The sequence below is a fragment of the Aquimarina sp. AU119 genome, from assembly GCF_900312735.1.
Classification (GTDB): domain Bacteria; phylum Bacteroidota; class Bacteroidia; order Flavobacteriales; family Flavobacteriaceae; genus Aquimarina; species Aquimarina algiphila.
The window spans coordinates 335,675-359,038 of record NZ_OMPF01000001.1 but is presented as its reverse complement, the minus strand read 5'-3'; the positions used below and the strand labels follow the sequence as shown (position 1 = coordinate 359,038).

Genomic DNA, 23,364 nt, shown 5'->3' with positions numbered 1-23,364 from the left:
ACTTTTTAATATTCCGATGGTTAAAATAAATAAGGGTTTTTGGCTTAAGATTGCCATTTTTGCGACTGGAATTTCTGGATTGACTTCAGAATTTATATTGTCCACATTAGCTTCTTATTTTATAGGAAATGTAATAGTGCAATGGACTGTTGTATTATCCATAATGCTATTTGCCATGGGAATCGGTAGTCGAATGAGTCGGCTAATAACCAAAAAGATATTGCTCACGTTTCTTGGGATAGAATTTTTATTATCAATTTTAATCAGTTTTTCACCACTATTAGTATATGCAATAGCTTCCAAAACAGAGTTTATACATATTATTATCTATGGGCTAGCATTGTTAGTAGGTTTTTGTATAGGGTTCGAAATTCCTTTAGCAACGCGATTAAATGAAACTTATGAACCTTTAAATAAAAATATTTCCAATATTATGTCCTGGGATTATATTGGAAGCCTTATTGGAGGCTTGTTATTTGCATTTTGGGGTTTGCCAGAATTGGGAATTACGAACACCGCATTTGTTTTTGGAGCTCTTAATTTTGTAGTAGCCATACTCTTATTTCTTAACTATCGAAACACATTATTCAAAGAAAAAAAATGGATAATTACCAGTATACTAGCATTGGTTTCTTTACTAAGTATAGGGTTTATAAAGTCAGAAGACATAGTTTTATATAGTGAGCAATCTAGATATAAAGATAAGATAGTCTATCAGGAACAGTCTAAATATCAACACATTACTGTTACACAATGGAAAGAACATTATTGGTTGTACATTAATGGAAATCAACAATTAAGCACTTTTGATGAGTTTCTATACCATGAACCGATGGTACATCCTATTATGGCGCTTACTCCAGAGCATAAAAATATCTTGATAATAGGAGGAGGAGATGGTTTTAATGTAAAAGAACTATTAAAATATGAAGATGTCCAAACCATCACATTAGTGGATTTAGATCCAGCCATGACACGCTTGGGTAAAGAATTTGAAGGGATTGTGAAATATAATGAATCAGCATTAAGTGATCCTAAAGTAACCATTGTTAATGGGGATGGGTTTACTTTTTTAGAAAAAAACGAAGATTTTTACGACATTATTCTGGTTGATTTACCAGATGCAAAAACCATTGAAATTAATAAGCTTTATTCCTTAGAGTTTTATCATCTGATACATCATGCACTACGACAAAATGGTCATATAATTACGCAGGCAGGTAGTCCATATTATGCAACAAAAGCATTTTACTGCATTGATAAAACTATGAAAGCTGCAGGATTTACAAACTTGCAAATGCATAATCAGGTATTGACTTTGGGAGAGTGGGGTTGGATCTTAGGGAGTAAAAAATATACCAAAGAACAAATGATAAAGAGATTAAAACAAACCTCTTATGAAAGACTTAATAATAAATGGCTAAATAAAGAATCGATAGATTTAATCACTTCTTTTGGTAAACCCCTCATAGATACAACCAAGATCGAAATTAATACAATTAATTCACCAATGCTTTATAAATATTATTTAGATGGTAATTGGGATATGTATTAGATAAAAGCAGTATTAACCATTTTTGCAGCCTGTATCCCAGAATCCATAGCATCAAATAAAAGAGGCAAACGTCCAGTATCTGATCCTGCAAAGGCAAGACCATCTGTTAATAGGGTTCTGGATTTAGTTAAATATCCAGGTTTAGGAAGTGGCATAGCATGTCCTAACAGCTTGACGTATACTTCTTTTACAGCAATGATGATGTCTTTTTTGTAATAGGTAGACATCTTTTGTATTGTTTCATATACTATAGTATCATAAGAAGTTTCGATATTTTGGACGCTATAATGATGCATGTCAGGAAAACAGTAATATGCCGTAAGTACACGCTCCTGTTTTTGATTCTGAATTTTGGAATCAGTAAAGCCTAAAAAGGTAGTGTCTGTAGAGATAAAATCATTTTGCCATTTACTATTAGGTAGTGTAATTGTCTCATTAAGTACCACATTAATAATTACCCAAGGTGTATAAGAAACATCCTTAAATTGAAGATGAGATTTGGGATGAATGTATTTTAGGGCATGTTTTTGCCCTCCATAAATCACAGTATTAGCAACTACCCTTTTTCTAATCATATTCTTGGTGTCTAATATGTCAACATGCCATTTATTGATTTCTTTTTTCATTCCAAAAACTAAATGATCACATTGTATATTATCAGAAGGAAGTTGATTCGCCATTTTTTCTATAAAATAGTAGTTTCCTTGTGTTGGTGAGAATACCTTGATATTCTTATTGGTGTAATATGGTCGACATGTATAATAATGAATCCCAGCTAAAGCCGAAACTTGTTTAGAAGTACCTCCATAATCATCCAGCATCTGATAATCTATAGCATTAATAAACGAACTGTCAATAGGTAAGTATTTATTTAGATAATCGTAGAATGTAATACGATCAAGGTCATAAAATTCTGAAGAAATCAAAGTACTTGGTAAGAGAAATTTTCCTTTTAAGTCTTGTAATAAAGAAAAGAAGTTTTTACGTAAATCAGAGTTTAGTAATACAGAAGTTTTCATTTCCCCGTGCATATAACAAGCTTCTTCTTGATCAGAATCAATAAGGTATTGTCTGTCGATAAAATCCCACAAATTGGTATGTGAATTGAATCGTATTATATTTAATTTCTCTAGTAATTTTAATCCTTCCTGTCCATAATTATGTAAATAGGTGTGTTCATAATGTGCGCCTTGCGAATACAATACATTATTAATAGATAAAGCGCTAGAAGTGCCTCCCAAATTTGAATTTAACTCACAAACTAAGAAATCATTTGATGGTAACGAGCAGGCCGCAGCGAGTCCAGAGATTCCTCCACCTACAATAAGTGTTTCTGTGGTCAAAGTAGAATTTATAGGCAGTTGAATTGCAGATTTAACAAGATGTCCTGTAGCGCTATTAGAATCAATATGAATAGGGAAATTAGGTTTAGATATAGCTTCTCTGTTCCATTTTTTACAAGCCGTAATGGTTATTAATCCCCCGCTAAGGTATAAAAATTGACGTCTATCCATCGATGTGTGTTATAAAAATTTGGCCCATGTACCATCTAAATAATATTTATAGAGCACAGGATTACGTATTGTATTTATCTCTACACTGTCTATTTTGATTAAATCTCTACCAAAGGAAGTCATTAAATTCATAGATTCATTGGTAATCCATTCTACTTCTATATCCTCAAAATTCATATCCAAAAGACGTTCTTTGAGTTCACCTTTGCTTTCTTGTTTAGATCCGATCACCCAACCCCATTCTCCAAAAGAATATACATGATTGCGAATAGGAAATGCTGTAAAACCCGAAGCACTTATTGTTTTTTCGATCGATCGAAAAGCTTTTGTAGTATAATAAGGGCTAACTGCCTGTGTAATTATATGTCCAAAAGGTCTAAGCCTGCGATGACAAAGTCGATAAAACTCTTTAGTATATACTCTGTTTAAATCAATACTTTTAGGATCAGGAAAATCCAGAATCATCACGTCATAGAATGCAGTAGTATTTTCCAAAAATTGAAACGCATCTTGATTCACTACTTTTACTTTTGGATCATAGTATGCACTATCATTCATCGTGGTGAAGATTTCATTTGATTTTCCGATTTTTGTCATTTCAGGATCAATATCTACCAATGTAATTTGTTCTACATCCTTATATTTTAATACTTCTCTTATTGCGCAGCCATCACCAGCTCCAAGAATCAGTACATTACGAGGATCCTTGGTTAGTTTCATAACAGGATGCACTAGTGGTTCGTGGTATAGAAACTCATCAAAAGTACAGAGTTGTTTACTTGAGTTTAGGTACAACCAATAATGTTCTTTCCATTGCGTAATGGTGATTTTTTGATAACGTGTTTGCTTAGAGAACACTACTTTGTCATTGTATCTTTTTTGTTCTCCATACAATACAATCTCGTCTGCATTATAACTTAAAAATAGAATGGTACATAATATGACAGGAATGGTAATAGTAAAAGGTATGCGATAAGATATGTCTATATATTTTTTGAGTCGTATAAAAAGAGCAATAGCTACCAAAAAATTAATCCCACCAAGAATAAAAGGAGTATGAGTTAAACCCAAAAAAGGTAAACCGACAAAAACAAAAAATAAACCACCAATGAGACTACCATAGTAATCATTTTCCATAACACCAGCAATATTAGTTCTCAACTCTTCATTGTCCTCATTAATACGAGTTACTAACGGAATTTCCATACCGATTAATAGTCCAATAGCAATACTAAAACTATAGATGACTACTCCAATATTTTCTGTAATTCCCATCAAGAAATACGTAGTGAGTGCAGCTGTAGATGTAAGCAGTGATAATAAAAACTCAGCGATCAAAAATTTTTCTAAAATTTTTGTTGTAAAAAATGTACTTAACCGACTTCCTACTCCCATAGAAAACAACATAATCGAGAGTATCATCGTCCATTGAAAAACAGAATCCCCAAGAAAATAAGTGGCTAGAGTAGATAAAATGTACTCTGCTACGATTCCAGAAAGTCCTGTAGCAAATAGAGCAAGTTTGAGAATTCTAGATTTTTTTTGTGACAAGTGTTATACATTAATAGGTTTACAATGGTATTCGTGTAATCTTTCCAAAATTACATAGAAAAAAATGAAAAGAGAGAATAGGATTGTAATTAACTTATTTCATACATAAGAGTGCAAAAATGACATTGTGAGATAACATTATAATGTTTAGTGAATAAGTATAGGTTAGATATCTTTACGTTGGTTTTTCGTTAGAAAAAATTACCGTATTTCCTTAGGGTAGTGAGCGTCCGAAAAAACAATGTATTCAAAATTGAGGCAGTAATAATTTCGATCATACATTTTGACTTTAAATTCATTTGACAGTAAATAATCTGATTATTAAAAGACGTAGCATGATCATTAGCTAATCAAACTAACGTTAGAACTAAATTATATCCTAGATTTATAGTGAGTAATTTGTTTCAGTACTTCCTTTTTATGTTTTAGTCTTTTTTTAGATTCTGAATCTACTTTTGTAATCAATTTAAAAGATATTGATATGGAATTATCTAAAAATATAAAAGACAAAGTTGTTGTCATAACAGGTGCTAGTAGTGGGTTAGGAGAGTCTACAGCACGTCACCTTGCTGCTTTAGGTGCTAATGTTGTATTAGGAGCTCGTAGAGAAGCTTCATTAAAAACGATTTCAGAAGAAATAAATGCCGAAGAAAAAGGTGAAGCTGTTTATTTAAAAACCGATGTTACCAAAAATGATGAAGTACAGAATTTAATTAATAAAGCCATGGATACTTTTGGTAAAATTGATGTTTTAGTGAATAATGCAGGTCTAATGTCTATTGCTCCAATGAGTGAGGTAAAAGTTGAAGAATGGGATAGAATGATTGATATTAATATTAAAGGAGTACTTTATGGAATTGCAGCCGCATTACCTGTATTTCAAAGGCAAAACTCAGGGCATTTCATTAACATTGCATCGGTTGCAGGAATTAAAGTATTTAGCCCAGGAGGAACAGTATATAGCGGAACAAAATTTGCCGTAAGAGCTATTAGCGAAGGGTTACGGCATGAGGTAGGAGGAGCTATAAGGACCACTACGATTGAACCTGGAGCTGTTGATTCTGAATTAAAACATGGGAGCTCACATAAAGAAAGTGTTGATAACCTTAATGCATTTTATGGTATAGCCATTCCTTCAGAATCAGTAGCCAGAGCAATTGCATATGCAATAGAACAACCTGCCGATGTTGATATTAATGAAATAGTACTTCGTCCTACAGTGCAAGATTTTTAATAATTTCATATAGTTAATTTACCATAAATCTGGCAACATTTATTTTACTAGATTTATGGTTCATTTTATTTCGTTTTATGATCCCACATTTTAATAGTATAAAAGATTTTAACCGGTATCTTAATCTAAAGAGTCCTAAAAAAGACCTCATAGATGTGGTTAAATATGATGACTATGATGATTTAAAATTAGAGTCTGCTGGGATTACTTTTGACTATTATATGATTGCATTTAAACGTAACATGAGTGATTTGCGTTGGTACGGAAATACAGAATATGATGAGAATTCTGGTTTCTTATATTTTTTAAGTCCAAACCAGCGTATTGAATGGAAATCTAAAAATCAATGGAGTGGTTATCATATCATGATTTCTCCCATATTGCTTCAAGAATTTAATATTGATTTTAACTTTTTTAAGTATCAAATTTCAGAAGCACTTTTCCTTACAGAAGAGGAACAAATGAGAGTAGAAACATTGTTTGAGCAAATAAACGATGAATATCTAAAAGATGATTATTCGATGGATTTATTAATGGCCTATTGTAATCTGTTTTTTACCTATGTACAAAAATGTTATCATAGGCAATTTAATAGCAGGCAACCATTACATAATAAATTAGTGGTAGAATTTAAAAAACTGTTGAATACGTATTACTTAGATAATCCAAATCAACTTCCTTCAGTAAATTATTTTGCTGAAAACCTGAATTTGTCACCTAATTATTTTAGTGATTTAATAAAATATCATACAGGAAAAACTACCATTGAAATCATTCATGAAAAGACAATATCAATTGCTAAAAAAGATTTAAAATCTACAAATAAACCTATTTCAGAGATAGGGTATAGTTTAGGGTTTGAGTACCCTACATATTTTAGCAGATTGTTTAAAAAATTTACAGGAAAGACACCAACCGAATTTCGAGAAATAAATACTTCAGGTAACAAAAGTATATAGAGCATAGCTAATTAGACTAAGAAGTACGACAATACAAAAAAAATGGCATGTGATCCAACAAAAATAGTTTGACATTCATTGGGTTATCTATGTTTTTTGATAAAAAGAATTTGAGGTAATAACCACAGGAGGTAAATGATATTAGAAGAATCAATAAAACCTAATTGTACCAGACAAGTATTCTTTTACCCATTCTTTAAAATGTACAACCGATATATTTTTGTATGACCTTCATCTTTGAAATTTAATTTTTAAAAACCTTAAAAAAATAGAAAAATGACACAGAAAATAGCAACAATAGACCAACCAGAATATTATCAGTGCAGATCACAAAAAACCGAAAATGGTTTTGGATACTCATTCGCTGTAAAAATAGGAAACCTTATTAAAGCTTCGGGAGCAGTAAGTATGGATGAAGAAGGAAAACCAACTGCTGTTGGGGATTATACACAACAAATGAAAAATTGTTATGCAGATATTGAGAAAATGCTAACGCATTATGGTTGTACTTTTGATGATGTTATTGTAGAAAACATTTACACTACAAACATGTCTCTATTTTTAGAAAATCTAGAGTATCGAAAATCGTTATATAAAGAAAATCGCTACCCAAAATCAACTTGGCTGGGTGTTAAAGAATTAGCAATGCCAGAACTTATGATCGAAATTGAAGTAGAGGTATATAAACCACAATAGTAAATGTTTTGACTATTGATAAACGTATAATACTATGACACAAAAAAAATCAAATACAGTTAAAGAAGGTAATTTTTTATCCCCTCTTATATCTGCTAAAGAACTCAATGATATCTTGGGTACAGCTAATGTCAAAGTTTTTGATGTTAGAGGCACTTGGGGAGACAATCCCAGATCACTATATAATGACTATAAAGAAGGGCATATTCCTACCTCAACTTTTCTGGATTGGAGAAAAGAATTTATAGAGCAAGATATAGCGCCAAATTTGGCACAAGTAGCATCATTCGAAGAAGTGAAACAATCCTTTAAGAATTTGGGGATTAATAAAGAAGATACGGTAATACTTTATGATGATGATTACCATATGTTTGCCGGCAGAATTTGGTGGGCTATGCAATATTGGGGCTTTGATAATGTGCGTGTTCTTAATGGAGGACTCAAATATTGGCAATCACAAGATTTACCAATCTCTCAAGAAATTCCTGAAATCTCAATAGGTACATTTGAACCCATGTGTCAAGAGCATTTGAGAATACCTCTGGAAGATTTTTTGATCAAAAAACACAATGCTTGTGTTTTAGATGGTCGCGGTATAGTGGGGTATAATGGCAAACCAGAAGACTCTAGAACGGGTCATATTCCTTGTGCAAACAGTGTTCCTTATAATGTAATTGTGGATAAAAAAACCGGACTTTTTCTAGAAAAAGAGGCAATTATTACATTATTTGATGACACTGTACCAAACTGGCGTACTCAAAAAATCATATCTTCTTGTGGAGCAGGTTATTCTGGAACTGTTGCAATGTTGGCTTTGGCTAGTTTAGGTATTCAATCCAGTTTGTTTGATGGGTCGTTCTCTATATGGAAACTAGATCCAAATCGTCCTGTAGAACAATCCTTTTAAGCCATATATAAAATGAAAAGAATAACCCTCATAATATTATTAATTATGTCCTATACAACAGATACCTTAGCGCAAACATCAGATTTTGGATAGATAAAAATTAAGACTATAAAATATTTAAGAATTCTAGTCTGCTTTTAATATCTCTGTTCTTTATAAGATTTGCTGAAATATTGTTAAGTTGTAATTCAAATTTATAGTTGTACTTATTGGATTGCATCAATACAATCGAATTCAATATTAATAGTGCCTCTGCAGGTTTTTTAGAATTGTATAATGCAGTAGTCATAATAGCTGAAGGATCTTCATGCTTTGTTATACCCAAATATTCAGCAGCCCGAACACGATTTAAATTTTCTGGATCATTATGAGCAATAGCTTGTATTATAGACTCCAAAGATTTAGCATCTTCTCTAAAGTTGCTACATGTAATTAATCCCCAGTATCTTTCCCAAGGGTCCTCAGAAGTTAAGCAGGTAATGACCTGTTGTTTTACATTTTTAAATTTTGATAAGCATAAGTTCGAAATATCTATATATTTATGGATTTGATCGATATGTAATCTCCCATATTCGACTGGGTTATCAATAGCATTTTCGATTAAAAAATGTTCTGGAAAAAAAGACAAGTCAGGCATTTGTTTTACCCATTTGTTTAATCGTTGACGCATATCATTAGAAATATCATGATATTTTGGATCATCAATAAGATTTTTAGTTTCGAATGGATCAGATTCTACGTCAAAAAGCATTTCTGGCTCACGATCTTTGAAGAAAGCAGATTGTATGTCATTTAATTTGCCTTCTTCATATAAAGATTGCCATTCTTGATAAGCTAATTGTTTGTATCTATAATTATTCATAATACCATCATAATTAAAAGGCTGATAGTTTCTGATATATTTAAATTTTCCTTTACGAATGGCACGTATCTGATCATATTTTTCATCAAATCGATCGGCATAACTAAATGTTTCATCTCTAGTGTCGACTTCCTCAAGGTCAATATTCTCTCCCAAAAATGCTTTTCCATCTAATCCCTCCGGAATCTGAGCTCCTGCTAAATTCAATACAGTTGGAGCTAAGTCAACAAAGCTTACCATCCCTTTAATCACACTTCTTTTTTTAACATTCCCTAAGTGTTCGTATTTTTTAGGAACATGAATTACAAGAGGTACATGTAGTCCTGTTTCATATAGATACCCTTTACTTCCGGGTAAAATTCCTCCATGATCTCCAAAATAAAATATAAATGTGTTTTCAAGTAAATCATCTTTTTTAAGTTCGTTAATTACCTCACCTACTTTAGCATCCATCTCTTGAATCTTATCGCGATAAAGAGCGTTTGAATATCTAAAAGTTTTAGTATCAGGATGATTAGGTTGTATTTTGAAGGAATTCTCGTCTGTTTTAGTAGGATTCGATTCCATTTCCTTCTTTGTAAAATGTAACTCTCCTTCATGGGTATTATGAATATTAAAGACATGAAAAAAGGGCTGCCCTTCTGATCGATTCCTCCATGATGCTTTTCTAGAGGACTCATCCCATACACTATCTCCTTTAATTATATTATAATCTTCTTTACTATTATTGGTAGTGTAATACCCTGCTTCACGTAAATAAGCTGGAAACATCAATATTGAATCAGGCATAGGAACTGTTGCTATTTTTCTATGATATTGAGCAGCTATTTTTGGGCCATAAATCCCCGAAATTATCGCAGAACGAGCAACGCTACAAACTGGGGCGTTTGAAAATGCCCGATGAAAAACTATACCATGCTCTGCAAGCGATTCAATATTAGGAGTCGAAATTCCATTATCATCAAACATCTTTAGATAATGTTTTGAATTATCCTCTGAAGTTATCCAAACGATGTTTGGTTTTTCAATCCTGTTTTTATCCTGACTACATGAAGAAGCAGGAGCTAACAAAATAATAGTTAGAATTGAAATTATAGATAGCTCTTGAATGTATTTTATCATGTGAAAATTGATTGTAGTAGCTAATGTAAGAAATATAGAATAGGAGATTGACCTTTTTTAGATTTGATAATGAGCTCAATATAAATGTTTTTGATCTTTTTACTTCTAGGTTTTTAAAAATAAAAGATAACTCTAGAACAAATATTGACTCATCGTAAACAAATAAATATCAGGAAGTATGGAATAAGTATTTCTGTATGATACCTGTTTTCTTTGTCTATATATTTATGTTAAATAAGAAGTAGAATCTGAAAAAATCATAGAATAAAGAAGAGTATATATTAAAGTTTAATAATGAGGAGTTTTCTGAAAATCCTGTGTAATAGAGTAAGAGGTAATTAAATTAGAAATAAGATGAAAAATAAAAAAAAGATCGGTTTGAGTCTTAAAAAAATTCAGATTTCAAAATTAGAAAGTAGCACTATTAATGGTGGTAGAGCAGCATTATTTTGTACAAATGATTATGGTACTTGTGATGATTGTCAAACAGATTATAGGAGTTGTACTGATCATGTTAAATAGAATATGGTATAAATATCGATAACAAAAGAGATCGTCTTATAGCCATTGAGTCGATCTCTTTTATTTTGCCCTTCAGTAGTCATTTTGTTTTAAAATACATAGTATCATGATACTTTTACCGAGTAAAGAATACGACATTCATATTGGAATGCTAGTTTCCCAGATGAACCATACCAGAGATGTTACTTTGCGAATAGTGAAAAATTTAACACCCAAAGAATTAGACTTTTATGTAGATGATAAGAGTAATAGCATTGGGATGTTGTTATTTCATATTGCTGGCTCAGAATTCTATTATCAAAAACCTCTTTTTTATGATAGATTAATCAATGCTCAAGAAGAAGAAAGACATAAAGATGCAGCCCCAGAATATATGAATACACGAAAAATTCATAGCAATGATTTAGAATATTATTTATCAGAGTTATATGAAGTGAGACAACATACTTTGGAAAACCTTAAAAACTATGATGACAATTGGGTCTTTACTCGTAATCAACATATACCGATCCTAAATAATTACTATATGATAAAACATTTTGTAGATGATGAAATTAGTCATCTAGGGCAAATAAAATGGATTATGAAAAGATGCCAGATATAATTACTTTAAATATAAAGGTATTCTGCTTAGACCACAAAAATCAAATTATTTACCTAATTTTGGGATCAATTCACCGAGTAAATAAGCATGAAAAAATCACGCCCTATTATGTTCGTGGGCACGGGCTCTGATGTTGGAAAAAGTATGTTGGTTACGGGTATCTGTAGACTCTTAAAACAAAGAGGTTATACTCCAGCTCCTTTCAAAGCACAAAATATGTCGCTTAATAGCTTTGTAACTCCAGATGGACTGGAGATCGGAAGAGCGCAAGCAGTGCAAGCCGAAGCTTGTAATATTGATTGTTCTACAGACATGAACCCTATCCTGTTAAAACCTTCTGGCGCAAATAAATCTCAGGTAGTATTACATGGCAAACCTATTGGTGATCAAACCATAAAGGACTATTTTTTAGGAAATAATAAAACACATTTGTTTGAAGAGGCTAAGACTGCATTTTTTCGATTGCAAGAAAGATATAGCCCAATTGTTTTAGAAGGGGCTGGAAGTATTAGTGAACTCAATTTAAAACATCGGGATATTGTCAATATGAGGATGGCACAAGCCGCAAATGCAGATGTATACTTGATAGCAGATATTGATAGAGGAGGTGTTTTTGCAAGTGTATATGGATCTATAGCTTTGCTAGAACCTTGGGAAAAGAAATTGATAAAAGGAATTATCATTAATAAGTTTAGAGGTGATATTTCTTTATTTGAAGAAGGAAAAAATATGCTGGAAAAACTTACCGGAATTCCTGTGTTAGGAATTGTGCCTTATGCACAAGATATTTATATTGAAGAAGAAGATTCTGTGGGGTTACAAAAAAAGAAGAACACTGCTACTGGTGGAAGTATTAATATAGCAATCGTATTACTTCCTTATATCTCTAACTATACTGATTTTAATGTGTTAGAAAAAGATCCAAGAACGCATTTATTTTATTCTAATGATCCTAAAAGTATTGCCGAAGCAGATGTTATTATACTTCCGGGAAGTAAAAATACTATTCAGGATCTTTTATTTCTTAGAGAAAAGGGAATTGCAGAAGTGATTTTGAAAGCTCATGAATCCCAAAAAATAATTATCGGTATTTGCGGAGGGTATCAGATGTTAGGAAATCGTATAGATGATCCTTTAGGAGTAGAAAGTGATGTAAATACGCTTCCAGGGCTTGGGATTATACCCATTATAACAGAATTGACTGCAGAAAAAACGACTACACAATGTAGTTTCAAGTTCAAAGAATATCCAGAAATATGTACAGGATATGAGATTCATATGGGAGAAACTACTTTTGAACATACAGCACCTTTAAATCAAATAGGAGGACAGACTGAAGGATATCGACAGAAAAATTGTTGGGGTACTTATATTCATGGTATTTTGGATAATGCTGTTGTGATAGAAGATATATTGAGAAATTTCTCTTCAGAAAAATTAGAAACAAATTTTGATTACAAAGCATACAAAGAAGAGAATTATGATAAGCTCGCTAATTTATTAGAAAAGCACATAAACATAGAAGCTATAATCTTAGAAATGCAGTTAACATCATGATCTACGGACACGGCGATGATGGATATCGATATGCAACAGATTTTAAAGCTAATTTTAGTTCTAATGTTTGGTATGAAAGAACTTCTGAGAAACTCTTATCTCATCTTAGAGAACATCTGCCCGCTATAGCAAATTATCCAACTCCTAATGCAGATGAATTGGCAGAGAAAATAGCATCACATCATCAGTTGAAACCGGATAACATATTAATTACGAATGGAGCAACAGAAGCGTTCTATTTAATTGCTACTTTATTTTATGATAAGAAAGCAGCAATAGGCGTTCCCACATTCTCTGAATATGAAGATGCCTGTGCAAGGAACAAAATGCATCTTCGTTATTATAAACGAGTAGATCTACAGCACACAAATTTTGAAGACGATTTAGTGTTTGCTTGTAATCCGAATAATCCAGATGGTTTTAGTACTACAATTTTAGAAATACGAGCATTATTAATCAAATATCCTGATACAATATTTGTAATCGATGAAGCATATATAGATTTTACTGTTCAGATTACTTCTTGCATTCCTTTATTAGAAGAATTTGATAATCTTATTATCGTAAAATCGTTGACCAAATTGTTCTCTATACCGGGGTTAAGATTAGGGTATATCGTATGTAATCCAGAAACAAAAAATAGACTTCAACACTCTAAAATGCCATGGAGTGTTAATGCAATGGCGATAGAAGCTGGTAAATATATCTTTGATAATTACGATACAATATACCCAAATATGGAGATACTCCTAACATATAGTAAAACCTTGCAAAAACAAATTGACTCCCTAAATCATTTTACGGTTATACCTTCAGAAACAAATTATTTTTTAGTACAACTAAAAACACCAGATGCTTCAAAATTGAAAGATTATTTAGCATATACTCATCAATTATTAATAAGAGATGCTTCAAATTTTAGAGGTTTGGATAAGCATTATATTCGAATTGCAAGTCAAGATTCTAAAAAGAATGAACTACTGATTAATGCTTTGAAAGAATGGAGTATACATTAATAATAGTTCCTTTAATCATTGGATACGTGCTTGATTTAATACTTGGAGATCCAAGATGGCTTCCGCATCCAATACGGTTATTTGGAAACACTATTGCGATCGGAGAAAAAAAAATGAATACAGGCTCCTTTATTTTTGTCAAAGGAATGTTACTTACATTATTATTAGTAAGTATTGTATTACTATTTTTTTATACGGCTCAAAAATTGTTGCAACTTTTTCCGATAGGGTATTATATTTTTACCTCCGTATTTGTGTTTTTTGCTCTGGCAAATAAGAGTTTGATCGATGAAGGAAAAGCAGTTTTTAAAGCCTTAAAACAAGGGGTAAATCAAGGTCGAAAACGATTATCCTGGATAGTAGGACGAGAGACAGATCAGTTAAATGAACAACAAATAAAAACAGCCGTTTTTGAAACGATGTCAGAAAACCTTAGCGATGGTGTTATTGCACCACTTTTTTATTATGCGTTGTTTGGAATTTCTGGGGCTATGGGGTATAAAATGATTAATACATTAGATTCTATGATTGGATATAAAAGTGAACGCTATATCAATTTTGGAAAATTTGCGGCTAAGTTGGATGATGTTGTTAACTATCTACCGGCTAGAATCACTGCAATTTTAATGCTAGTGGTAACTGCTAAACTTCATAAGATTTCTTTTGTGCTTAAATACGGGAAACAACATGCAAGTCCAAATGCGGGATATCCAGAAGCCGCATTGGCAGCAATTCTGGATTGTAAATTTGGAGGACCAAACTATTATCATAAAAAACTGGTAAATAAACCTTATATAGGAACAAATGATAGAATGATAGAAGATCATGAGATAAAAGCTGTAGCAGAAATTAACCAAAAAGTGACTTTTGTTTTTGTTGCAATAATTTGTAGCATATATTTTTTCTTACCATGAACAGAAGATATATCATAACTGGAGCTCCTGGTACAGGAAAGACAAGTTTAATTAATGAGCTACAAAAAAATGGATATTTGTGTTATGAAGAAATATCAAGGAAAATAATCAAAGAACAACAACAAATAGGAAAAAATAAAACCCCTTGGGGAGATCTTTCTGGTTTTGTAGATTTAGTATATCAACAGACAATAAAAGAGTTACAAAACCCTGTTAATCAAACTACTTTTGTAGATCGGGGATTACCTGATACTATTGCTTATTTAAAAACAAAACTCTGTTCCACTCCACAATATCTGTTAGATTTTCCTTATACAACATATTACGCTAGTACTGTATTTCTGGCACCACCTTGGGGAGAAATTTATATTAATGATCCTCAACGTCCTCAATCTAGAGAAGAATCAATACAAATCCATAAACATCTTTTAGAAATCTATGAAGAATTACACTTTAATATAGAAATATTACCAAAAACAACTTTAACAAAACGTGTTGATTTTATAAGATCAATTATTTAAACAAAAAAAGTATCTTCGCTGTCGATTTATGGTTCTTTTAGAGATAAAAGATGAAAAGGGAATTTGGTGAAAATCCAAAACTGTTCCCGCAACTGTAATACATACTTAAAAAATTATGATCGGTATACCACTGTAGTAACCCTATGGGAAGGTGATTGTAATCGTGTAAAGTCAGGAGACCTGCCATAATATCATTTTAATAATAACTCTCGGGTAAAGAGTTAGATATAACTAAGGATCGTTCTTTAAGATTATAGAAGGATTCTTTTTATTTCTATAACTTTTCCCACTTAACTTAACTTTTTAATGAAAAAAATTATGTTTAGTGGCGTATTGGCATTTATGGGGCTTTCCGGCTTTTCACAATCCAACACTATTTTAAAAGGAATTATAAAAGATGCCAATACTGGTTCTAATATTCCAGACGTTTCTATTCAAATTGCAGAATACAATAATACAGTCAATAGCGATTTAGATGGACGATATCAAATAACCTTACCAAAAGGTCAACACAATATTCAATTTTCTGCCATTGGATATAGCACAATTACCAAAAAAATTAATTTAAAAGAAAAAGAGCAAACTTTAAATATTGGTCTTCCCCATTCTATTACAGAATTATCAGAAATAGTTATTCAATCTGATAAAAAGAAAGAGATTGGAGTAAATCAAGTATCCAAAATATCATTAAAACTGAGGCCTATTAACAGTGCTCAGGATTTATTAAAAGCAGTTCCGGGTTTGTTTATTGCTCAACATGCAGGAGGTGGTAAAGCCGAACAAATTTTTTTACGGGGTTTTGATAATGATCACGGTACTGATTTTGCCGTATTTGTTGACGATATACCTGTTAATTTAAGTTCGCATGCTCATGGACAGGGATATGCAGATTTACACTTCCTTATTCCTGAAACAGTAGAAGATGCAAACTATTATAAAGGTCCTCATGAGACATCTATAGGGAATTTTGCAGTTTCTGGAGCAGCTTCATATACTACAAAAAGAAGACTTAATAAAAATTCGATTAAACTTGAATATGGGCAGTACGATTTTGTTCGAGCATTGGGAATGGTTACACTGTTGGACAAAAAGAATTTTTTATCCAAAAATTATGAAAATGCTTACATAGCCATAGAAGGAACATACAACAAAAGTTTTTTTGATAGTCCACAAAACCTAAGACGATTAAATACTTTGTCTAAATATACTTTAGATATAAATGATCAAAATACATTAACTACTTCTATATCTACCTTTCATAGTAATTGGAATGCTTCTGGACAAATCCCTTTAAGAGCTATTCAATCAGGGAGTATTGATCGATTTGGTGCCATAGATGATACTGAAGGTGGAGATACTGAACGTATCCATATAAACTTTCAATTAGAGTCACTTTTATCAGATAAGGTATCCTTTAAAAATCAAATATATTACTTATCGAATCTATATAACCTCTACTCTAATTTTACATTTTTCCAAAATGATCCAATTTTTGGGGATATGATACATCAATTTGAAGATCGTGATATGTTTGGTTATAATGGGGAACTTTCTTGGAATACCAAAATCGGAAACCTGGGGAGTAAAACAGATTTTGGATTAAGTGTGTTATACAATAACAATAGGATTGGATTAAACAATAGTATTCGAAGGGAGACTTTAGAAACAGTCAACACATTCAAAATTAAAGAGACCAATTATAGTGTATATATAAAAGAGCAATTAAAATTGACTAATAAATTTTCGATTCTAGCAGGTTTGAGAGTCGATTATTTTACTTTTGACTTGGAGGAACTAGTTCCAGAACGGACTAAAGGTAAAACAGATGCTTTTAGATTTAGCCCTAAGATAAGTCTTTTCTATGACCTTACCGAAAAAATGCAATTATATGCAAAGGCAAGTTCTGGTTTTCATTCAAATTACTCTCAGGCAGCGGTAAATCAAAAGTCAATACACCCTTTGCCTAAAGCTGTAGGGTATGATCTTGGAACAGAATTTAAGATCGGAAATCGATTTATAGCGAATATTTCTGCTTGGTATCTTAAAAGTGATGCCGAATTCGTATTTGTTCCAGATGATGGCTTTGAATTCGAAAACAAAGGACGATCAGAAAGAGTTGGAGGCGAAGCCTCCTTTCGTTATCAACCATTATCATTTTTTTGGATAGATACTGATCTAAATTATAGTTATGGTACTTTGCTAGATGAACCTGAAGATGCCAATAAAATACCTTCTGCTCCTAGGTTCACTTCAACAGGTGGTGCTACTTTAAAACTTAAAAACGGGATTAAAGGATCTCTTAGGTATAGGTTTCTTGGAGAGCGACCGCTGATAGAAGATGAATCTGTAATTGCAGATGAATATTTTTTGATGGATGCAGTGATTAATTATACTCAACCCTCTTATGAGATTGGATTATCGGTAGAAAATATATTTGACCAGGAGTGGATAGAAGCATTGTTTTATGATTCTTCGCAACTTCAAAACGAACCTGCTCCGGTTGATGATTTTCATTTTACGCCGGGGAATCCTTTTTTAGCTAAATTAAGTCTAACATATTTCTTCTAATCATGGGAAAAAACATACCAAAAGTAACAACTACCTTTCAATTTTGTGATGGAGGTTCTTGTCAAAAAGCTAAGAGCGAAATAGCAGTGCGAGAAGCAAGAGCATATCTTCGTAATGAAGGGTTGTGGGATAATACACACACCATAAAAACCAGGTGTAACGGTAGATGTGAAGATGCACCTACCTGGATAGTACAACCTGGTAATTTTTGGTATAAAAACTTAACTCCTGAGAAAGCAGTAGCTATTATGAAATCTCATACCCAGGAGAATCAACCAACAGAAGAATATCTATTGTATCAGGAAGGATGGTCTGTATTATTAACAGAAAATGAAAAAACAGTATCCCCTCCCGTTTTTAAATGTAAAACTGAAGAGATACATGGTGAGATCTTAATAGCAAGAGCATTTGCTTCAGACCAACATTTATATCCATTATTTCAATATTTCTTTCAAACTCCCAGGCCAATAGCTGTACAAGTTGGAGAAGACTCTATGTTGAATATTGATCAACCTCATCAAGTAGATTATAGTGATAAATACGAAGTAAAAATAACAGGAGAACAATTAAAATTAACATTAGCTATTGCCGGCATTCCTAAAGATATTCCTGAAGAGATAGCGGATCGCAAAGTAAGCGTTGCAGAAGTGATCTGGCTGAAAAAAAAGGCTATCTTTACCAAGGCATTACGTCTTAAAAACAAAAAAGGAAAACATTTGGTGACCATGTGGATAAAAGAAGAAGACAATAAAACTTGGGAGCATATCCTGAAAATATATTTGTCAATGTCACCAGATCACATTAGAATAGTAGAAGATGATTCCTAAAAATATAAGCATATTAGGTTGTGGATGGTTAGGATTACCACTTGCTCTTGATTTAATTTCAAAAGGGAGTACTGTAAAAGGTTCTACAACAACCGCAAGTAAAATTTCAGAATTTCAAGCACAAGGAATTACAGCATTTTTACTGAAGTTAAGTGAAGCCTCTGAAGAAATGTATAAGGATTTTCTTTTAGATAGTGAAGTAGTTATTATCAATTTCCCACCTAAACGTATTCCCAATATCATAGAAATATACCAACAACAGATACAAAGTATACTTCCATACATTTCATCAACCCAGAAAGTTATTTTTGTTAGCTCTACTTCTGTATATCAGAATACAAATGATGAGGTTACTGAGACTATAGAAATTCAACCTGAAAAAGAATCAGGAAGAGCGGTTGCTATTGTAGAACAGCTATTACAAAAAGAATTAAGAGAAAGATTAACAATTATTCGATTATGTGGTCTTATTGGATATGATCGTTTACCTGGGCGATTCCTTGCGAATAAGAAGGAGGTTCAAAATGGAGATGCTCCCATCAATGTTATTCATAGAGATGATTGTATCGGACTTATTAATGCTGTGATAGAAAAAGATGCTTGGGGAGAAATTATTAATGGTTGTGCAGACCATCATCCATTGCGCAAAGATTTTTATACCTTGGCGGCAAATAAAATTAAACTTACCCCTCCAACTTTTGTCAAACAAAAAAACATCGCGTATAAAATTATCTCTAATACGAAGAGTAAAAAACTACTGGAGTATACATATATACATCCTGATCCATTAAAATTAATTTAGAAATGTACCCTGTATCTATTGTTGGCGCCGGTCCTGGAGATCCGGATTTATTAACTGTAAAAGCACATCGACTTATAGAAGAAGCAAATGTTATTCTTCATGATAATTTGGTTTCTGACACAATCATGACTATAAATACAGATGGAGAAAAAATATATGTAGGACATAAATTTGGAGATACTTCTGATCAAATAGAACGTCAACAAAAAATAAATGAGTTATTAGAAGCAAATTATCTTTTAGGTAAAAAAGTAGTTCGTCTTAAATCAGGAGATCCTTATGTTTATGGCAGAGCAGCTGAAGAAGCAAGATATCTTACATCAAAAAAAATTCCTTTTCAAGTTATTCCTGGTATTTCTGCAGCATTAGCAGCTGCTAATATTTTTAATATCCCAATTACAGAAAGGAATAAGTCTAATGCTATGCTTATTTGCACAGCGCATACCGCAGATTATTCTTTTGAGCAACTCACAGGAATAGCGCATATGCTCAAAGCTGGAAATACAATTTCTATATATATGGGACTAAAAAGCTTACATAGAATTATCCCTAAACTGTTAGAGGTATGTAAAGATGATACAATTCCTGTAAATGCGGCATCTAATGTATCCCGCGTTCATCAGGAAATAATCACAGGGACTTTGGGCAGTATAGAAGAACAAATTAAAAATAGCGCATTGCAAATGCCTGTTGTTTTAATTATTGGAGCAAATCCAATTTTATAAGTAAGTTTGTTATTCCAGGGTAGGCTGGAATCCATTTTCGATGTTGTTGAATATTTATTTTAATCAAGTGTATGAAAGAGGGTATATTACTTTGCGGACATGGTAGCCGAAGAAAAGCTGCCATTACTTCATTTAAAAAATTAGTAACGATTTTAAAAGATCGTTATCAAAATGATTATGAAGTTGATTATGGTTTTTTAGAATTTAATCATCCTACCTATGAAGCCGCCGTAGAACGTATGTATCTTAATGGAATTCGAAAAATATATGCGCTCCCGGTTATTTTATTTGCAGGATCCCATGCAAAAAATGATATTCCTTATGAACTCAATACTATACAAGGATATCATGAAGATTTAACCATTACCATGGGGAAACATATAGGTGTGAATTCATTTTTACTGGATCTTGCTGTAAAGCGAATTCAGGAAACTGAAGCCACATTAATTCCAATGGATAGAAAAGAAACCTGTTTGGTTGTTGTTGGTAGAGGTACAACTGACCCAGATGCAAATAGCGATGTATGTAAACTAACCAGTATGCTGTGGGAAGGAATGGGATTTGGGTTTGCTACCACAGCATATAGTGGTACTGCATATCCAAAGGTTGATGAATCTCTGCAAATGATCGAAAAGCTAGGTTTTAAACGTACGATTGTCATTCCTTTTTTCTTTTTTACCGGAGTTTTGTTAGAGCGTATTTATGGTCATGTGACCGATATGAATGAAGCCTCCGATCAAGAATATGTGTATACTGCTCCTTTTGGTACTGATGAATTATTGATGAAGGCTTTTGATGAGCGGTTGGAAGAAGCCAAAACAGGAACAGCCTTTATGAATTGTCAACTCTGCAAATACCGAAAACAAGTAGTAGGGTTCGAACAAGATTATGGCAAAGAACAAGTGGGGCATCATCTTAATGTAAAAGGAATTCTTTTTGAGGAAGACGAAAAACCAGGTGAGGTTAAAAGCTCTTTGGGTAGTAAAATTAAAAAGGTATTGGGGATTTGAGTCATAAAATTTGTATAGTTATATTAAAAACTCATGAGTGATTGTATATTCTGCAAAATTGTAAAAGGAGAAGCCAAATCCTGGAAAGTATATGAAACAGAGGATACCTATGCTTTTTTTGATATATATCCGGCAACTAGATATCATACTTTGGTCATTCCCAAAAAACATTATACTACTATTTTTGATATTCCAGAGCAAGAATTACGTAGCGTAATTACTTCTGTAAAGAAAGTTGCTAAGCTATTTGAAGAAAAACTAGGAATTCATAATATCCAAATTATTAGCAACTCCGGAGCAGTTGCACAACAAGAAGTATTTCATCTTCATTTCCATATTGTTCCCAGAAAAAGAGGAGATGGTCAAAATATTAAATGGAACAAAGACTCAGAATTAGTAAAAGATTTTGATGATATGCTGGATAAAATTAAATGAAACCTAAATTGTCGACAGTACGGGGATAATAGAAAAAAAATTTAAAAGTAAAGAACCTATTCTTTACAGCTATTTGTTACTGAATTCTTTAAACTAATATTTATCCATATATATATCTAAGGTTTCCAAAATTTTATTAATTGGTGTCGAAACATCAGGGTTGAGTACAGCATCTTCTAATATATTAGTCATAAAATAATATCCTTTATTTGTAGTAGGGTTAAAAAGACAAGATGTAACAATTCCCAGACCCCCTCCCGAATGCTCAATATTACCTTTGTTATTAATTATCCAAAATAATCCTCCTGTAGTATCCTTTATTTCTTCATGAGTTGTTTGAGGGGTAAATATTTCTTTATAATGCTCTGTTGATAATAATTTTCCTTTTCCATTATACCCTTTAATCATTTCTATAAAATACCTGTTAAAGTCTGAATTGTTTGTTGTTAACTCCCCAGATGCTACTGCTATTCTAGTATAGTTAGGGATTTCTAAATCTTTATTCAAATATAATGTAGCATGGGTATCAGCAGTTATGTTATCTTTTCCCCAACTGGTCGTATTCATTTCTAAAGGTTTAAATATGTATAGGTGGGTATATTCTTCATAGGAAATACCTGTTGCGTGTTCGATAACATATGCTGCTAAATTTGAAGCTATATTACTATATTCATATTTTTCTCCAGGTGCATTCATTGAAAAATTAGAGACGTCATACCATTCGCCATCTATAGCAAGTGCTTTTTCTAAATAGGTAGCATCATCTATATCAACATTTGCTTTTACAAAGTCAAAAAAAGGTTTAGATTCTGGAGGATAAATAGAAAGATCAATTTCAGAAAGATTTTCAAAAATATAAGACCTATAATCTATTTCTTGAACGCCTTTAATTCCTGAAGTATGTGTAGCTAAATGGCGGATTGTGATAGGTTTCTCTAAATAATGTGGATGTTTTACTTCAAAAGGTAAATATTGGTTAATATCGGTATCCAAATCAAGTTTTTCTTGTTCGACAGCTTTCATTAATGCTAACGCAATAACCGTTTTAGAGATGGATGCAATAGCTTGTGTAGTATATTCTGTATATTTTTTGTCTTCCTTTGTGTCAGCATATCCAAATGAATTTTGATATAAAACATCATTATTATCTACAATAGATACAGAAAACCCAACTAGAGGTGATGACTTGTATAATTGTTCTAATTCGAGATTTAATTCCTCATCCTTCTTTGAAACGATATCATCTGATTGACAAGATGGAATCATAAAAAGAATAGATAATAGTAATATTACCTGTTGTATCTTTTTTAGGGTATTATCAAACGGAATTGAAGTCCAATTTAGAAATTTAAAACTTAAAGAATTAGTATCGATTTCTTTTAAGAGAAAGTACATGATGATGTTTATTGATTTATTAAATAACAAATCAATAAAAAACTAAACTTATAAATGAACCAATAGAA

General features: G+C 32.2%; 21 protein-coding genes and 1 riboswitch. Of the genes, 17 read left to right on the top strand and 4 right to left on the bottom strand.

Features of this window, described 5'->3' with window-relative positions; genetic code table 11:
* Window positions 1–16: 16 nt before the first annotated feature.
* A complete protein-coding gene (locus DK442_RS01460) occupies window positions 17–1,555 on the top strand; it encodes a polyamine aminopropyltransferase (RefSeq protein WP_109434065.1) in 1,539 nt (512 codons plus the stop codon).
* On the opposite strand, the gene DK442_RS01455 is transcribed toward DK442_RS01460, so the two are convergent.
* A complete protein-coding gene (locus DK442_RS01455; RefSeq protein WP_109434064.1) occupies window positions 1,552–3,069 on the bottom strand; it encodes an FAD/NAD(P)-binding protein in 1,518 nt (505 codons plus the stop codon). The genes DK442_RS01460 and DK442_RS01455 overlap by 4 nt on opposite strands.
* Before the next feature lie 9 nt (window positions 3,070–3,078).
* Window positions 3,079–4,620: a polyamine aminopropyltransferase gene (locus DK442_RS01450; RefSeq protein WP_109434063.1), complete on the bottom strand. Its 1,542-nt coding sequence runs from the start codon at window positions 4,618–4,620 to the stop codon at window positions 3,079–3,081.
* A 481-nt stretch (window positions 4,621–5,101) separates the two neighbouring features.
* Here DK442_RS01450 and DK442_RS01445 point away from each other — a divergent pair, with 481 nt between their 5' ends.
* The 4 genes from DK442_RS01445 (at window position 5,102) to DK442_RS01430 (ending at window position 8,416) form a co-directional block, all read left to right on the top strand.
* Window positions 5,102–5,854: an SDR family oxidoreductase gene (locus DK442_RS01445; protein WP_109434062.1), complete on the top strand. Its 753-nt coding sequence runs from the start codon at window positions 5,102–5,104 to the stop codon at window positions 5,852–5,854.
* A gap of 77 nt (window positions 5,855–5,931) precedes the next feature.
* Window positions 5,932–6,813 carry an AraC family transcriptional regulator gene (locus tag DK442_RS01440; RefSeq protein ID WP_235010883.1) on the top strand — a complete coding sequence of 294 codons (882 nt, stop codon included), beginning with the start codon at window positions 5,932–5,934 and terminating at the stop codon, window positions 6,811–6,813.
* Window positions 6,814–7,089: 276 nt separating this feature from the next.
* Window positions 7,090–7,509, top strand: coding sequence for a RidA family protein (locus DK442_RS01435; RefSeq protein WP_109434061.1), 420 nt, complete (start codon window positions 7,090–7,092; stop codon window positions 7,507–7,509).
* A gap of 34 nt (window positions 7,510–7,543) precedes the next feature.
* Complete coding sequence (locus tag DK442_RS01430; protein WP_109434060.1) at window positions 7,544–8,416, top strand: sulfurtransferase; 873 nt, start codon at window positions 7,544–7,546, stop codon at window positions 8,414–8,416.
* 106 nt (window positions 8,417–8,522) lie between these two features.
* Here DK442_RS01430 and DK442_RS01425 read toward each other — a convergent pair whose 3' ends face one another.
* Window positions 8,523–10,400, bottom strand: coding sequence for a sulfatase (locus tag DK442_RS01425; protein WP_109434059.1), 1,878 nt, complete (start codon window positions 10,398–10,400; stop codon window positions 8,523–8,525).
* A gap of 354 nt (window positions 10,401–10,754) precedes the next feature.
* Between DK442_RS01425 and DK442_RS28040 the strand changes: the two genes are divergently transcribed.
* The 12 genes from DK442_RS28040 (at window position 10,755) to DK442_RS01370 (ending at window position 21,901) form a co-directional block, all read left to right on the top strand.
* Window positions 10,755–10,922 (top strand): hypothetical protein, encoded by a 168-nt coding sequence (locus tag DK442_RS28040; RefSeq protein WP_160114007.1) that lies wholly within the window; start codon window positions 10,755–10,757, stop codon window positions 10,920–10,922.
* 106 nt (window positions 10,923–11,028) lie between these two features.
* The gene (locus DK442_RS01420) at window positions 11,029–11,526 is read left to right on the top strand and encodes a DinB family protein (protein ID WP_109434058.1); all 498 of its coding nucleotides are present in this window, start codon (window positions 11,029–11,031) and stop codon (window positions 11,524–11,526) included.
* A gap of 87 nt (window positions 11,527–11,613) precedes the next feature.
* Window positions 11,614–13,083 carry a cobyric acid synthase gene (locus DK442_RS01415; protein WP_109434057.1) on the top strand — a complete coding sequence of 490 codons (1,470 nt, stop codon included), beginning with the start codon at window positions 11,614–11,616 and terminating at the stop codon, window positions 13,081–13,083.
* Window positions 13,080–14,099, top strand: coding sequence for a histidinol-phosphate transaminase (locus DK442_RS01410; protein WP_109434056.1), 1,020 nt, complete (start codon window positions 13,080–13,082; stop codon window positions 14,097–14,099). Before DK442_RS01415 ends, DK442_RS01410 begins: the two co-directional genes overlap by 4 nt.
* Complete coding sequence (gene cbiB / locus DK442_RS01405) at window positions 14,084–15,013, top strand: adenosylcobinamide-phosphate synthase CbiB (protein ID WP_109434055.1); 930 nt, start codon at window positions 14,084–14,086, stop codon at window positions 15,011–15,013. Before DK442_RS01410 ends, cbiB begins: the two co-directional genes overlap by 16 nt.
* A complete protein-coding gene (locus DK442_RS01400) occupies window positions 15,010–15,534 on the top strand; it encodes an AAA family ATPase (protein WP_109434054.1) in 525 nt (174 codons plus the stop codon). Before cbiB ends, DK442_RS01400 begins: the two co-directional genes overlap by 4 nt.
* Before the next feature lie 12 nt (window positions 15,535–15,546).
* Window positions 15,547–15,737, top strand: a riboswitch (cobalamin riboswitch).
* A gap of 103 nt (window positions 15,738–15,840) precedes the next feature.
* Window positions 15,841–18,102, top strand: coding sequence for a TonB-dependent receptor (locus DK442_RS01395; RefSeq protein WP_109434053.1), 2,262 nt, complete (start codon window positions 15,841–15,843; stop codon window positions 18,100–18,102).
* A 2-nt stretch (window positions 18,103–18,104) separates the two neighbouring features.
* Complete coding sequence (locus DK442_RS01390) at window positions 18,105–18,929, top strand: ferredoxin (RefSeq protein ID WP_109434052.1); 825 nt, start codon at window positions 18,105–18,107, stop codon at window positions 18,927–18,929.
* A complete protein-coding gene (locus DK442_RS01385) occupies window positions 18,919–19,731 on the top strand; it encodes an NAD(P)-binding domain-containing protein (RefSeq protein ID WP_109434051.1) in 813 nt (270 codons plus the stop codon). Before DK442_RS01390 ends, DK442_RS01385 begins: the two co-directional genes overlap by 11 nt.
* Before the next feature lie 2 nt (window positions 19,732–19,733).
* Window positions 19,734–20,456, top strand: a complete 723-nt coding sequence (cobA, locus tag DK442_RS01380) for a uroporphyrinogen-III C-methyltransferase (RefSeq protein WP_109434050.1) — start codon at window positions 19,734–19,736, stop codon at window positions 20,454–20,456.
* A gap of 71 nt (window positions 20,457–20,527) precedes the next feature.
* Window positions 20,528–21,466: a sirohydrochlorin chelatase gene (locus DK442_RS01375; RefSeq protein WP_109434049.1), complete on the top strand. Its 939-nt coding sequence runs from the start codon at window positions 20,528–20,530 to the stop codon at window positions 21,464–21,466.
* Between the two features lie 33 nt (window positions 21,467–21,499).
* Window positions 21,500–21,901: an HIT family protein gene (locus DK442_RS01370; protein WP_109434048.1), complete on the top strand. Its 402-nt coding sequence runs from the start codon at window positions 21,500–21,502 to the stop codon at window positions 21,899–21,901.
* Window positions 21,902–21,994: 93 nt separating this feature from the next.
* Here the strand turns inward: DK442_RS01370 and DK442_RS01365 are convergent, their stop codons facing one another.
* Entirely contained in the window at window positions 21,995–23,296 is a 1,302-nt protein-coding gene (locus DK442_RS01365) for a serine hydrolase (RefSeq protein WP_109434047.1), read from the bottom strand.
* Window positions 23,297–23,364: the final 68 nt, after the last annotated feature.